The 14,574-nt window shown below is 76.3% G+C and carries 1 protein-coding gene; it reads right to left on the bottom strand.

The window, feature by feature from the left end; genetic code table 11:
- Positions 1-10: 10 nt before the first annotated feature.
- Positions 11-14,362 (bottom strand): type I polyketide synthase, encoded by a 14,352-nt coding sequence (locus ACIPYS_RS09415; protein WP_400745059.1) that lies wholly within the window; start codon positions 14,360-14,362, stop codon positions 11-13.
- Positions 14,363-14,574: the final 212 nt, after the last annotated feature.

Below are 14,574 nucleotides of genomic sequence, written 5' to 3'. Positions count from 1 at the left end.
CAGCTCTCTCTCAGGCGTTGCCGAAGTCGTTGTCGATCAGGGCGAACAGCTCGTCCGCTGTCGCCGTCTCCACGGCCGTGGGGGTGTCGTCCACCGGACCGGGCGGTGGCGCCTCGCCACCCGGTGCACCGGCGCGCCGGCCCCAGCCGCGCAGCAGTTCGTCCAGTCGTTCGCCGACCCCGTCGGTGCCGGCCGTTCCGGGCGGGACGGCCGCGAGGAGCGCGGCCAGCCGGTCCAGCTCGGCCAGCAGCGGCGAGGGCGGTGCGGGCGCGGCGGACAGCTCCGCGTCCAGGTGGGCGGCGAGCGCCTCGGGCGTCGGGTGGTCGAAGACGACCGTCGGCGGGACGGCCAGCCCGGTGGCCTCGCACAGCGCGTTCCGGAACCGCACCGCGAGCATCGAGTCGAAGCCGACCTCGGAGAAGGCGCGTTCCGCGCGCACCGGACCGGTTCCGGGATGGCCGAGGACCGCGGCCGCGTGCCGGACGACCAGGTCGAGCACCGCTTGACGGCGGGCCTGCCGGTCCAGCGGGGCCAGCCGGGCGGCCAGCCGTGCGGCGGGGGTACCGTCCTCCTCGCCCGCGGTCCGCGGGGTGTCCTCGGCCGGCGCCGCGGTGGTGGCCGGGGCGGCCGTCCGGCCCGGCGCGGCCAGCCAGTACCGGTCGCGCTGGAAGGGGTACGTCGGCAGCAGGACGGGTGCCGGGCCGCCCGGCCCGGGGGCCCCCGTCCAGGGCGACCAGTCCACCGGGCCGCCGCCGGCCGCCCATGCCTCGGTCAGTGAGGCCAGCAGCCGGTCCCGACCGCCGTCGCCGCGCCGCAGCGTGCCGACCGCCGACACCTCCCGCCCGGCCTCCGCGGCCACCGCCTCGATCCCGGCGAGCAGCACCGGATGCGGGCTGACCTCGACGAGCAGGGTGTGGCCCGCGTCGAGCAGGGCGCGGGTCGCTGCGACGAAGTCGACCGGCTCGCGCAGGTTGCGGTACCAGTAGTCGGCGTCGAGCGATTCTCCGGCGACGGGCTCGCCGGTCACCGTCGAGTAGAGCGGGACGACCGAGGCGCGGGGGCGTATCCCGGTGAGGGCCTCGCGCAGTTCGTCCTCGATCTCGGCGACCTGGGCCGAGTGGGCCGCGTAGTCCACCGGGATCGCCCTGGCCCGGACGCCTTCCCGGTCGCAGGCCGCGAGCAGGGCGGCCAGTTCCTCGGGCTCCCCGGCGACGACCACCGCGTCGGGGCCGTTCACCGCGGCCACGCAGAGGCGTCCGCCGACGGGCATCAGGCTCGTGGTCCGTTCGGCGGAGGCCGCGACCGACACCATGCCGCCGCGTCCCGCCAGCCTCAGCAGCGCCCGGCTGCGCAGCGCCACCACGAGGGCCGCGTCGTCGAGCGACAGCGCTCCGGCGACGTGGGCGGCGGCGATCTCGCCCTGGCTGTGCCCGACGACCGCGTCCGGGGTGACCCCGGTGGCGCGCCAGTGCGCGGCCAGCGCGACCATCACGGCGAACAGCACCGGCTGGACGACGTCCACGCGGTCGAGGGTCGGTGCGCCGGGCGCGCCGCGCAGCACCTCGGTCAGGGACCAGTCGGTGTGCGGGGCGAGCGCCCGTTCGCAGTCGGCGACGGCGGTGGCGAACGGCGCGGAGGCGTCGAGCGCCGCCGCGGCCATGCCGGCCCACTGCGAGCCCTGGCCGGGGAAGACGAAGGCCGTACGACCGCCGCGCGCCCGGTCCTGCACGGTGTCGGGCGCGGGTTCGCCCGCCGCGAGGGCGTCCAGCCGGCCGAGCAGCGCGGCGCGGTCGCGGCCGGTGGCGGCCGCCCGGAAGGGCAGGGCGGGGCGGGTCGTGGCGAGCGCCCGGGCGGCCGCGGCGGCGCCCGCGGCGGGGTCGGCCCGCAGGTGCTCGCCCAGCCGGCGGGCCTGGCGGCGCAGGGCCGCGGGGGTCATGGCGGAGAGCAGCCACGGAACCGCCGTCCCGGTGTCCTCGGACGGTTCGCCGTCCGTGCCCCCGGGCAGCGGGCCGGCCTCGGCGGCGGGTGCCTCCTCCAGAACGGCGTGGGCGTTGGTGCCGCTCATGCCGAACGCGGAGACGCCGGCCCGGCGCGGCCGGTCCCCCTCCGGGGCGTCCCAGGGGCGGGCGTTCGCGAGCAGCCGGACCGCTCCGGCCGACCAGTCCACCCGGCTGGACGCCTCCTGCGCGTGCAGGGTGCCGGGGAGCACGCCGTTCCGCAGGGCGAGCACCGTCTTGATCACCCCGGCGACCCCGGCGGCGGCCTGGGTGTGCCCGATGTTGGACTTCAGCGAGCCCAGCCACAGCGGGCGGTCGGCGGGCCGGTCCTGGCCGTAGGTGGCCAGCAGGGCCTGCGCCTCGATGGGGTCGCCGAGCACGGTGCCGGTGCCGTGCGCCTCGACCAGGTCGACCTCGGCGCCGGACAGTCCGGCGGCGGCCAACGCACTCCTGATCACCCGCTGCTGCGCGGGGCCGCTCGGGGCGGTGAGGCCGTTGCTGGCACCGTCCTGGTTGACCGCGGTGCCCCGGACGAGGGCCAGCACCGGGTGCCCGAGACGGCGCGCGTCGGAGAGGCGTTCCACCAGCAGGACGCCCACCCCTTCGCCCCAGCCCGTGCCGTTCGCCCCTTCGGCGAAGGAGCGGCAGCGGCCGTCGGGCGACAGGCCCTGCTGGCGGCTGAACTCGACGAAGGCGTCCGGGCTCGCCATCACCGCGGCGCCGCCGACCAGGGCGAACGAGCAGTCGCCGGCGCGCAGGGCCTGGCCGGCCAGGTGCAGTGCCACCAGCGAGGACGAGCAGGCCGTCTCCACCGTCACGGCGGGGCCGCCGAGCCCGAGGGTGTAGGCGACGCGGCCGGAGGCGACGCTGGTGACCGTGCCGCTGAGGAGGTGCCCCTCGACCTCGTCGGACGGGTTCTGCGGGCCGGTGCCGTAGCCCTGGGCGGCGACGCCGACGTAGACGCCGCCCTCGCTGCCGCGGACCGACGCGGGGTCGATCCCGGCCCGCTCCAGCGCCTCCCAGCTGGTCTCCAGGAGCAGTCGCTGCTGCGGGTCCATGGCCAGTGCTTCCCGCGGGGAGATGCCGAAGAACTCCGCGTCGAACTCGGCCGCGCCGTCCAGGAAGCCGCCGCCGGTGGTGTAGAAGGTGCCCGGGTGCAGGGGGTCCGGGTCGTAGAGGGTGTCCAGCGGCCAGCCGCGGTCGGCGGGCAGCGCGGCGACCGCGTCCACTCCGTCGGCCACCAGCTGCCACAGCTCCTCGGGCGAGCGGACGCCGCCCGGGAACCGGCAGGCCATCGAGACGATCGCCAGGGGTTCGTCGGCCGGCGCGGGCCCGGCCGCGCCGTCGGCGGCTGCGAAGTCCGTCGCGGCCGTGCCGGTCGCGCCGGTCGCGCCGTCGGCGGCCGGTTCGGTGCCGGTCAGCCCGGCGAAGACGTGAGCGGCGAGGGCGGCCGCCGTCGGGTGGTCGAAAACGGTGGTGAACGCGAGCGGCAGAGCGGTGGCCGTGACCAGCCGGTTCCGGAGTTCGACGGCGGTGAGCGAGTCGAAGCCCAGCTCGCGGAACGGGCGCTCGGCCGTGAGGCCGGCGGCCGACTCGTGGCCCAGCACGGCGGCCGCTTCGCTCCGCACCAGTTCCGTCAGCAGTTTGCGGCCCTCGGACTCGGACAGCCGGTGCAGCCGGTGCAGCCACGACCGGCCGGCGCCCGTACCGGGTCCGGTCCCGGCGGAGGCGTCCCCCGCCGCGGGGCCGCCGTCCGCCGCACGGGGATCCGGGGCGGCGGACAGGGCGCGAAGCAGCGCACTGTCCCTGACCGAGCCGAAGATCGGCGCGAAGCGGCTCCAGTCCAGCTCGGCGACGACCGGTTCGCCCTCGTCCAGGGTCAGCGCCAGGCCGAGCGCGGAGAGCGCCGCTGCCGGGGCCATCGGCACCAGCCCGTGCCGGCGCAGGCCGTCACCGACCGCGCCCTCGGCCATGCCCGCGCCGGCCCAGGGGCCCCAGGCCACCGAGGTCGCCGCCAGGCCCCGGCCGCGCCGCGCCGCGGCGAGGCCGTCCAGGTAGGCGTTGGCTGCCGCGTAGGCGCCCTGGCCGCCGCTGCCCCAGGTGCCCGAGATCGAGGAGAACAGCACGAAGGCGTCCAGCGGGCGGTCTTCGAACAGGGCGTCGAGGTGGGCCGCGCCGCGCGTCTTGGCCGCCGTCCGCCGGGCCAGTTCTTCCGGCGTGCAGTCCATCAGCGCGGTGTCCGAGGTGAGTCCGGCGGCGTGCACCACGGCCCGTACGGTGTCGCCCTCGTCGCGCAGCCGCCCCAGGACCCGATCCAGGGCGGTGCGGTCGGCGACGTCGCAGGCCAGCAGGGTGCTCCGGGCGCCGAGCGCCGCCAGGGCGTCGACCAGCGCGTCGGCCCCGGGGGCGTCGGGGCCCCGCCGGCCGAGCAGGACGAGGTGTTCCGCACCGCGCTCCGCGAGCCAGCGCGCCACCTGGGCGCCGAGGCCTCCGGTGCCGCCGGTGACGAGGACCGTGCCGCGCGGCGTCCACGCTACGGGGGCGGGTGTCGCGGGCTCCGGCGCGGGGACGAGCCGACGGCCCAACGGTCCGGGCGCGCGTACGGCCACCTGGTCCTCGCCGTCCCGTCCGGCCAGCACCGCGCACAGCCCGTCCAGCGCGGGCCCGTCCAGCAGGTCCGGCAGGTCGACCAGGCCGCCCCAGCGCAACGGGTGCTCCAGTGCCGCCACCCGGCCCAGGCCCCACACCTGGGCCTGCTCGGGGCGGACCTCCTCCGTGCCGTCGGCCGCCACCGCGCCGCGGGTGGCGCACCACAGGGGTGCGTCGACGCCGCTGTCGCCCAGGGCCTGGAGCAGCAGCAGGGTCCCGCTCAGGCAGGCGTCGAGCATCGGCAGGCCCGGGCGGGGGCCCCGGGCCAGGGCCAGCAGCGACAGGACACCCTCCGGGGAGTCGAACTCCTGTAGCAGCGAGGCCAGTTCGGCGCGTCCGGCGGCAGCCCCGACCCGGATCACCGCCACGTCGGCGCCGTGTCCGGCGAGCGCCTGTTCGCAGGCGAGCGCGGTGTCCTCGGCACCGGGTCCGTCCGGGGTGACGAGCAGCCAGCGGCCGGAGAGGCGGGGCTCCGCGGGCGCGGTGAGCGGCTCCCAGGCGATGCGGTAGCGGCGGGGGCCGGCGGGGACCTCGGTCTCCCGGCGGGACGGCCCGGCGCCGGGCGCCGGGTCCGGCGCGGCCACCGGCCAGAAGCGCCTGCGCTGGAAGGCGTAGGTGGGCAGGTCGACCCGCCGCACGTCGGTGTCGCGCCAGCCCGCCGACCAGTCCACCGGCACGCCGCGCAGGTGCAGCGAGGCGAGCGCGGTGCGGACCGCGTCCGGCTCGCCGCGGCCGTCGCGCAGCAGCGGCACCGTCCCGGGGCCGCCGGTGGTGGGGGTGGCGTCGGGGAGGCAGGCGTGGAGCATGCCGGACAGCACGCCGCCCGGTCCGAGTTCGAGGTACGTCGTCGCGCCCTCGGCCCGCAGCCGGCGGGCCCCTTCCAGGAAGCGCACGGTGCCCCGGACGTGGCGCACCCAGTGCTCGGGCGAACGGAGTTCCGCGGCCGTGGCCGTGCGCCCGGTCAGGTTGGAGACGATCTCGACGGCGGGCGCGTGGTAGGTCAGCGACTCGGCCACGTCCCGGAACGCGTCGAGCATCGCCTCCGTCCGGGCGGAGTGGAACGCGTGGCTCACACTCAGCCGGCGGGTGCGCCGGCCGCGGGAGCGGAACACCCCGGCCAGGCGCAGCACCGCGTCCGCGTCACCGGACAGGACCACGGAGGCGGGCCCGTTGACGGCGGCGATGTCCACCGCGTCCCGGCCCGGGCCGCGGTCCGTGTCCGTCTCCGGCAGGGGGTGCCCGGTACGGTCGTCCAGCAGGGCCTGCCGCACTTCCTCCTCGGTGGCCTCCACCGCCACCATCGCCCCGCCCTCGGGCAGTTCGTCCATCAGCCGGCCCCGGGCCGCTACCAGCGCGCAGGCGTCGGGCAGGTCCAGCACGCCCGCCGCGTGGGCGGCGGCGAGTTCGCCGACGGAGTGCCCCATCAGCAGGTCGGGCCGCACACCCCAGTGGCGCACGAGCCGGAACAGCGCCGTTTCCAGGGCGAACAACGCGGGCTGGGTGTACCGGGTGCGGTCGAGCAGCGCCGCACCGGGGGTTCCGGGCCCGGCGAACAGAATCTCGCGCAGGGGCCGGTCGAGGTGCGGGTCCAGGCCGGTCAGTACCTCGTCGAGGGCGTCGGCGAACACCGGGTCCTCGCGGTAGAGCTCCGCGCCGGCTCCGGCCCGCTGGCTGCCCTGTCCCGGGAAGAGGAAGGCGGTCCGGCCGGGGCGTGCGGCGCCTCCGGTGAGCAGGTGGCCCGCCGCCGTGCCGCGCGCGAGTGCGGTGAGCGAGCGTCGGACGGATGCGCGGTCCCGTCCCAGGACGGCGGCCCGGTGTTCGAGCGGGGCCCGTCCGGTGGCGAGCGAGTAGGCGACGTCCGCCAGTTCGGCGTCCGGGTCGGCATCGAGCCGGCTCACCAGCCGGCCGGCCTGTGCCCGCAGGGCCTCCGGTGTGCCGGCCGAGAGCAGCAGCGGCACGGGCGGGGCGGCCCGGCGCGCGGTGGCCGTCTCGGCGGTGTCCGGGGCGGGTACGGCAGCGGTACCGGTGCGCTCCGGGGCGGGCACGACCGCGACGACCGGCGCCTGCTCGATGATCGCGTGCGCGTTGGTGCCACTGATGCCGAACGACGACACGCCCGCCCGGCGCGGGTTCCCGGTCTCCGGCCACGGGGTGTGCGCGGTGAGCAGGCGGACGGCACCGTCGGACCAGTCGACGTGCGGGTTCGGCGTCCCGGCGTGCAGGGTCCCCGGAAGTTCGCCGTGGCGGACGGCCAGCACCATCTTCATCACGCCGGCCACCCCGGCCGCCGCCTGGGTGTGCCCGATGTTCGACTTCACGGAGCCGAGCCAGAGCGGCCGGTCCGCCGGGCGCGCCGGTCCGTGGACGGCCTGGAGCGCCTGCGCCTCGATGGGGTCGCCGAGCTTCGTGCCCGTGCCGTGGGCCTCGATCGCGTCGATCTGGTCGGCGCGCAGCCCGGCGTCGGCCAGCGCGGCGCGGACGACCTGCTGCTGGGACGGGCCGTTGGGGGCGGTGAGCCCGTTGCTGGCGCCGTCCTGGTTGACAGCGGTGCCGGTGATCAGCGCGAGAACGGGGTGACCGTGGCGCAGGGCGTCGCTGTGGCGCTCCAGCAGCAGCACTCCGGCGCCCTCGCCCCAGCCCGTGCCGTCCGCGTCCGCCGAGAACGCCTTGCAGCGGCCGTCGGCGGCGAGTCCGCGCTGACGGCTGAACTCCACGAAGAGCTGCGGGGTGCTCATCACCGTCACCCCGCCCGCGAGGGCCTGCTCGCAGTCGCCGCGCCTCAGTGCCTGCACGGCCAGGTGCAGCGCCACCAGCGACGAGGAGCACGCGGTGTCGACGGTGAGCGAGGGTCCCTGGAGGCCGAGCACGTAGGACAGCCGCCCGGAGAGCACGCTGGCCGTGTTCCCGGTCAGCAGATGGCCCTCGGACACGCCCTCGGCGCCCCGCAGCAGCGCGGAGTAGTCCTGGCCGTTGGTACCGATGTAGACGCCGACCTGTCGGTCCTTCAGCGCGGTCGGGTCCTGCCCGGCGCGCTCGACCGCCTCCCAGGCGGTCTCCAGGAGCAGCCGCTGCTGGGGGTCCATGGCCAGGGCCTCGCGCGGCGAGATGCCGAAGAACTCCGCGTCGAACTCGGCGGCGTCGTGCAGGAAGCCGCCCTGCCTGCTGTACGTGGTGCCGGCGTGGTCGGGGTCGGGGTCGTACAGCCCCTCGGTGTCCCAGCCCCGGTCGGACGGCCAGTCGCCGACGGCGTCGGTGCCCTTCGAGAGCAGGTGCCAGAAGTCCTCGGGCCCCGCGACCCCGCCGGGGAAGCGGCAGCCCATGCCGACGATCGCGATCGGCTCGTTGCCGCCGGGTGCCGCTGCCCGGCCCGCCCCGGCGTCGACGGAGCCGGCGGGCCCGGCGGTGCCGCTCGCGGCGTCCGGCAGGTCCAGGTCCGCGAGCAGCCGGTCGGCGAGCGCCGACGGTGTGGGATGGTCGAAAAGGACGGTGGCGGGCAGGGCCAGTCCGGTGACGGCGGCGAGCCGGTTGCGCAGCTCCACCGCCGTCAGCGAGTCGAAGCCGAGCGCGGAGAAAGCCCTTCCGGGCTGGACCGTGTCGACGTCGGGGTGGCGCAGGACCGTCGCCGCGTGGGTGCGTACCAGCTCGGTGAGGGCCCGCACCCGGTCCTCGTGGCGCGGCAGTACGGCGGTCCGCTGCCGCAGGGCGTCGGCGGGGTCGCCGCCTTCCCGGGCCGCCGACGTTGCGGTGGCATCCGGGACGGGCCTCTCGGTCGCCGGGTCCGGGATCCCGTGCAGGAGGGCGGCGGTCCACCGGCCCCTGCCCGTGGTGAAGCGCCTCCAGTCGACATCGGCGACCACGACCAGCTCGTCGTCCTCCGCGAGCGCCCGGCCGATCGCGGTGACGGCCGTTCCGGGCTCCATCACCGGCATGCCGAGGTCCCGCAGCCGTGCGGCGACCTCGTCCGCCAGCATGCCCGGCCCGGCCCAGGCGCCCCAGGCCACGGACGTGCCGGGCAGCCCGGCGGCCCGGCGGGCGGCGACGAGCGCGTCGACGGCCGCGTTGGCGGCGGCGTAGTTGCCCTGCCCGGCGTTGCCCACGACACCCATCACGGACGAGAACACCACGAAGGCCGACAGGTCGAGACCGGCGGTGGCCTCGTGCAGGTTCCGGGCGGCGGTCAGCTTGGCGCGCAGCACCCCGGCGAGCCGCGCCGGGTCCAGCGCGTCGAGCACACCGTCGTCGAGGACGCCTGCCGCGTGGACGACGGCGGACAACGGGCACCGCGCCGGGATGTCGGCGATCAGCGCCGCCAGTGCGGCCGGGTCCGCGACGTCGCAGGCGGCAAAGGTCACTTCGGCGCCCAGCGCCGTCAGTTCCGTCCGCAGCGCGTCGGTGCCGGGTGCGTCGGCACCGCGTCGGCTGACCAGCAGCAGCCGCTCCGCACCCTGGCCCGCGAGCCAGCGCGCCGTGTGCGAGCCGACGCCACCGGTGCCACCGGTGACGAGGACCGTGCCCTGCCACCGCGGTCGCTTCCGCACGGCCGCGCCACCCCGACGGGCTTTCGCCGGCGCGGGCGACGCGGGCCGGAGGCGGCGTCCGTGGACCCCGGTGGAGCGCACCGCCACCTGTTCCTCGTCGGCCGCGGCGCCCGCGAGCACCGCGCACAGGCGGCGGGCGGCCCGTACGTCCAGCACCTCGGGCAGGTCGACCAGACCGCCGCGGCGATGCGGGTGCTCCAGTGCCAGCGTCCGGCCCAGGGCGGCGGACGCGGCCTGACCGACGGGTCCGGGCCGCTCCGCGCCGCCCAGGACCGCCGTTCCCTGCGTCAGCGTCCAGAGCCGGGCGGAAACGCCCGCGTCCTCCAGCGCCTGGGCCAGCGCGAGGGTCAGCGCCGGACCGCCGGGCAGGTCGGGATGGTCGGGATGGGGGCGCTCCTCCCAGGACAGCAGGGACAGCACACCGGCGATCGGGTGCTCCCCGGCGGTCTTCGTCAGCAGGGCGGCCAGGTGTTCGCGGGTTGCGCCCGGATCGGCGACGACGCACGGGAGGAGGTCGGCTCCGGCCTCGGCGAGGGTGTCCAGGACGGCTGCCGCGTCGTCACCCTCGGGACGCAGGGCGAGCCAGCGACCGGGGAGGCCGTCCGCCGGCGCGACCGACAGGGGCGCCCAGGCGACGTGGTAGCGCCAGGAGTCCGCCCTCCGTTCACGGCTCCTGACGGAGCGCCAGGCAGCCAGCGCGGGCAGGACTTCGTCCAGGGCGTCCCGGCCGACCCCGAGGGTTTCGGCGAGCCGGGCGGGGTCGTCGAGTTCCAGGTCGTCCCAGCGGTCCTCGGCGGGGGCGGCCGGGACGGCGGCGGGGGCCGTCAGCCAGTAGCGGGTGCGCTGGAAGGCGTACGTCGGCAGGTCCACCCGGCGGGCCCCCGGGAACGCCCCCGACCAGTCCACCCCCAACCCCCGCTCCCACGCACGGCCCACCGCACGAAGCACCTGCTCGCGACCGCCCTCGCCACGGCGCAACGTCCCCAGCACCGCCGCGTCCACCCCCGCGGCCTCCACCGACTCCCCCACCGCGACCGACAGCACCGCATGCGGGCTGGACTCGACGAAGAACCGGAAACCCTCGCCCAACAACGCCGCCGTGGCCTGCCCGAACTCGACGGTCTCCCGCAGATTGCGGTACCAGTACCCGGCGTCCAGGGCCTTCGTGTCCAGCCAACCACCCGTCACCGTCGAGAAGAACGGCACCGCACCCGACACCGGCGTGATCCCGTCCAGATCGGACAGCAGCTCCTCGCGGATCTCCTCCACGTGCGAGGAGTGCGACGCGTAATCGACCTCGATCACGCGCGCCCGAACCCCCTCCCCCACCAACTCCTCCACCAGCTCCGTCACCGCGTCCGCGTCACCGGAAACCACCGTCGACGAGGGGCCGTTGACCGCCGCCACCGACAACCGGCCCGCCCATGGGGCGATGCGCTCCCGTGCCACGTCTGCCGGCAGGGGCACCGAGGCCATACCGCCACGACCCGCCAGAACCCTGATCGCGCGGGAACGCAGCGCCACCACCCGCGCCCCGTCCTCCAGACCCAGACCACCCGCCACCACCGCCGCGGCGATCTCACCCTGCGAATGGCCCACCACCGCGTCCGGCACCACACCGAACGAACGCCACACCTCCGCCAACGACACCATCACCGCCCACAGCACCGGCTGCACCACATCCACCCGCGCCAACAGCGCCTCCGAACCCAACGCCTCCACCAACGACCAATCCACGTACGGCGCCAGAGCACGCCCGCACTCCGCCATCCGCCCCGCGAACACCGCAGACCCGGCCAGCAACTCCGCGGCCATCCCCACCCACTGCGAACCCTGACCCGGGAACACCAGCACCGAACGACCCGAAACCAACCCGCCACCGGACACCGACCCCGGGGTCAAACGCCCGTCCGCGAGCGCCTTCACGCCGTCGAGCAACTCGCTCCGGTCCGCGCCCACCAGCACGGCACGGTGCTCGAAGGACGCACGCCCCACCGCCAGCGAGAAACCCACGTCCGCCGTGTCGAGTCCGGGCTCCGTCACCACCCGCGCCGCCAGCGTCCCGGCCTGCGCCCGCAGGGCCTCCGCACTGCGCGCCGACACCGGCCACACCACCGGCCCAGGACGCCGGACATTCTCCACCGCTCCGGCCGGAGCCTCGGCCGGCGCGGACTCCAGGATCACGTGAGCGTTGGTCCCGCTGATACCGAAGGAGGACACCCCCGCCCGACGCGGACGGCCCGTGTCGTCCCAGGCACGGGCCTCGGAGAGGATCTCCACGGCTCCCGCCGACCAGTCCACCTCGGGCGTGGGGCCGTCCACGTGCAGCGTCTTCGGCATCACCCCGTGCCGCATCGCCAGCACCGACTTGATGACACCGCCCACCCCCGCCGCGGCCTGGGCATGGCCGATGTTGGACTTGAGCGAGCCGATCCACACCGGACGGTCCGCGGGCCGGTCCTGCCCGTACGTCGCCAGCAGCGCCTGCGCCTCGATCGGGTCGCCCAACCGCGTCCCCGTACCGTGCGCCTCCACCACGTCCACCTCGGACGCCGACAGTCCCGCGTCCGCCAGCGCCGCCCGGATCACCCGCTGTTGCGACGGACCGCTCGGCGCCGTCAGACCGTTGCTCGCACCGTCCTGGTTCACGGCCGAGCCCCGGACGACGGCCAGCACCGGATGCCCGTTGCGCCGCGCGTCCGACAACCGCTCCACCAGCAGCATCCCCACGCCCTCGGCCAGGCCGAAACCGTCGGCGGCCGCCGCGAAGGACTTGCAGCGGCCGTCCGGGGCCAGACCGCCCTGCCGGCTGAACTCCACGAACATGCCGACCGTGGACATCACGGTCGCGCCGCCCGCCAGCGCCAGCGAGCACTCGCCCGACCGCACCGCCCGGACCGCGAGGTGCAGGGCCACCAGCGAGGACGAGCACGCCGTGTCGACGGTGACCGCCGCTCCCTCCAGGCCGAGGGTGTAGGCCAGTCGGCCCGACGTGACGCTTCCGGTGTTGCCGGTCAGCAGGTGGCCGCCCTCGTCGGCGCCCTGTTCGAGAGTGGGCCCGTAGTCCATGGTCATCGCCCCGACATAGACGCCCGTCGGGGTCCGCCGCAGAGTGGCCGGGTCGATCCCGGCGCGCTCCAGTACTTCCCAGGTCGTCTCCAGCAGCAGCCGCTGCTGCGGGTCCATGGCCAGCGCCTCGCGCGGCGAGATGCCGAAGAACTCCGCGTCGAAGTCCGCCGCGCCGGCCAGCGAACCCGCCTCGCGCTGGTAGTACCGGCCGGGAGTTCCCGGTGCGGGGTCGTAGCGACCGGCGGTGTCCCAACCGCGGTCGTCCGGCAGCGCGGAGACGGCGTCGGCACCTGCCGAGACCAGCTCCCAGAGCTCGTCGGGGCTGGTGACCCCGCCGGGGTAGCGGCAGCCCATACCGACGATCACCACGGGGTCGTCGTCCTCGGACCGCCGCACCGGCACGTCCGCGGCCGTCGTCCTGTCGGCCCGGTCGCCGCCGATCGCGGCGCAGAGGTACTCGGCCAGGGCCATCGGGGTCGGGCAGTCGAAGGCGATCGTCGCCGGGATGCGCAGCGCCGTCGCCGCACCCAACCGGTTGCGCAGCTCCACGGCGGTGACGGAGTCGAATCCCAGGTCGAGGAAGGCGAGTTCGGCGGGGACCGGGTCGGACCGGCCGGTCAGCGCGGCGATCTCCTCGCCCACCAGCCGTACCAGCGCGGCACGCCGCTCCGGTACGTCCAGTCCGGCCAGCTCCGCGCGGAACGCGGCGCCGGCGTCCCGGTCACCGCCCGCGGCGCCCGCGCCGCCCGGCCCGTTCGCGTCCTGCGGGGCGGGCTCCGTGAGCGCTGCCAGGGCGGCCGTCGGCAGTTCCCGCACCCGGGCGTGATCCCCGGAGAACAGCGCGTCCCGTTCCGGGGTGACCCCGTGCACGTACAGCTCACCGAGCGAGGTCAGGAACCGGCCCGGACCGTCCTGATCGCGGCGCAGCGTCCCGAGGACGGCGGCCTGCGCGCCGTGTTCCTCCGCGCAGTCCGCGAGGGCGGAGGTCAGCACGGTGTGCGGGCTGACCTCCAGCAGGACCCCGTGCCCGTCCCGCAGCAGGGCCTCGGCCGCCTGATGGAACCTGACCGTGCTGCGCAGGTTGCGGCACCAGTAGTCGGCGTCCAGGACCGGGACGTCCAGTCGCCCCCCGGTCAGTCCGGAGTAGTAGGGCAGATCCGGTGTGCGGGGCCGGACCGGTGCGAGGTCGGCGCGCATCCGGGGGACGATCGCGTCGATGTGGGGGGAATGGGCGGCCAGGCCCACCGCGATCCGCCGTGCGTGCACCGCGTCCGAGGCCAGGTCGGCGAGGAGTTCGGCCGCGGCGTCGCGGTCGCCGGAGACGATCACGGACCGCGGGCCGTTGTGCGCGGCGACGACGAGGCGGCCGTCCCAGCGGCGCAAGCGCGGCTCGACCTCGTCGGCCGGGGCCATGACGGAGACCATGTCCCCCTTCCCGGCCAGGGTCGCCTGGGCCTGGCTCCACAGCGCCACCACCCGCGCGCAGTCGTCCAGGGACAGCGCGCCGCAGACCGCGGCGGCGGTGACCTCGCCGACGCTGTGCCCGAGCACGGCGGCCGGTTCCACACCGTGGGAGCGCCACAGCGCGGCGAGCGACACCGTCACGGCGAACAGCAGGGGCTGCACCACGTCGGCCCGGTCCGCGGCGGGTGCGCCCGCCGCGTCCGGGTCGCGGAGCACGTCGATCGGCGACCAGTCGACGAACGGTTCCAGGGCCTGCGCGCACGCGTCCATCCGGTCGCGGAACACCGTGGAGGTGTCCAACAGGTCCACCGCCATCCGGGGCCACTGCGCGCCCTGCCCGGGGAACACGAAGGCGATCCGCCCGCCCGGCCCCGCGGCGCCCTCCAGCAGGCCGGGCATGCTCCTGCCGTCGGCGAGCGCGTCCAGCCGCCGCAGGAATCCGTCCCGACCGTCCGCCACCACCGCCGCCCGTCGGCTCCCCCGGGAAGCGGTGCGCGCGAGGGTGAGCGCGATGTCCTGCGGGCTCCAGTCGTCACGATCGGCCAGGTACGCGTGCAGGCCGCGCGCGCCGGCTGCCAGCGACTCCTTGCCGCTGCCGGCCAGTGTCCAGAGCAGCGGTGCTTCCGTGCCGTCGGGGTGCGTCATCGTGACTTCGGACTCCTTCACCGCGATCAGGATCATCGGTCGCCGGACCGCGGCGGGGTGCCCGCTCCCACGGGTCGCGCGCCGACCGGGACGCCATCGTCGTGCCCGGCGTGTACCGCCACCGGACCGCGACGTCGATCTTGCCCAAGGCGCATAGCGTCCCGATAGCGCAGGCCGCGACACGGCGCGGGTACGGCGAGCGGACGGGTCGC

It is taken from the genome of Kitasatospora sp. NPDC089913 (assembly GCF_044748625.1).
In the GTDB taxonomy this organism is placed as follows: Bacteria; Actinomycetota; Actinomycetes; order Streptomycetales; family Streptomycetaceae; genus Kitasatospora.
The sequence above is the reverse complement of the archived record's forward strand: the minus strand, read 5'-3'. Positions and strand labels throughout refer to the sequence as shown.

Bases quoted from the DNA above. Each gene is read 5' to 3' on its own strand.
- ACIPYS_RS09415 (WP_400745059.1), bottom strand. From the start codon at position 14,362: ATGACGCACCCCGACGGCACGGAAGCACCGCTGCTCTGGACACTGGCC.